The organism is Helicobacter pylori SA213A, assembly GCF_000476275.1.
GTDB classification, from domain to species: domain Bacteria; phylum Campylobacterota; class Campylobacteria; order Campylobacterales; family Helicobacteraceae; genus Helicobacter; species Helicobacter pylori_CL.
Genome location: NZ_CBOM010000062.1, coordinates 1 through 805, shown reverse-complemented (window position 1 = coordinate 805; position 805 = coordinate 1). Strand labels below are relative to the sequence as shown.

The following is an 805-nucleotide window of genomic DNA, read 5'->3' as shown; positions in this document are numbered from 1 at the left end:
ATACTGTAATTTCTCAATATAATTTAAAAAGCACCAAATATGGGCGAATGGAATCTGCAGTATCATAGTAGGATAAAATAAGTTGTAAAATTGACTTCTTATATTGATTAAGATTGTAAATAGATGAAAACAATTCTTGAGGCGATAAAGAATCAATATTTTTTCTGTTACTTTTTACTATATTTTCATCATACGCATGAATGTCCCAAGAATAACCAAAAGCTTTCATTATTTGTTTTGCTTCTCTGGTTAGAGTAAAATGATAATCACTTGGTTTATCATAATCTATAAGTCCTATTTTTCTCATATCGGGATATTTTGACTTATAGTTGGCAGGAATAAGGTTTAAATATTTTTCAGCACCAAGGTGAGAAAGTGTGGGCAGTTCCACTGCTATAAGATTAGAAAGGTTGTGCTTAAAGTGTTTGAAAGAGTCAAAAAATAAACCCGTGCTATTTCTTTTATATCGCATATTAACCTGTCTCATCATCTCTCCTTTTGCAAAACAATTATGCTCTCTCGTAAATAAAATTTAGTTTTAGAATCAATGATTTTCATCTGCTGACTAGATGTTTTAAGCTTCCTAGCAATAATGATTTCCTTGCATTTAAAACCTAATTTTTGTGCCTCTTGTGCTAAGATTTCATCAGTTTGTATCGGCACTCCTTTATAGCAAGAATTTCCAACTACAATAAAGCAAAATCCTCCATCCTTAAGAACTTCAAAACAATTTTTTAAAACTTTTTGCATATCAAAAAAATAATTATTTAGCATTGTTAAAGTGCTTGATTCTATACCTTTATTG

At 29.7% G+C, this 805-nt stretch carries 1 protein-coding gene and 1 pseudogene; both read right to left on the bottom strand.

What is annotated here, in order from left to right; translation table 11 throughout:
• Nucleotides 1-28: 28 nt before the first annotated feature.
• Nucleotides 29-490: pseudogene (locus QT74_RS07900) on the bottom strand (HNH endonuclease); the annotation flags it as partial.
• Nucleotides 487-805: DNA methyltransferase (locus tag QT74_RS07895; protein ID WP_033765928.1), on the bottom strand; the 319-nt coding region annotated here is incomplete at its 5' end. The gene QT74_RS07895 and the pseudogene QT74_RS07900, both read right to left, overlap by 4 nt.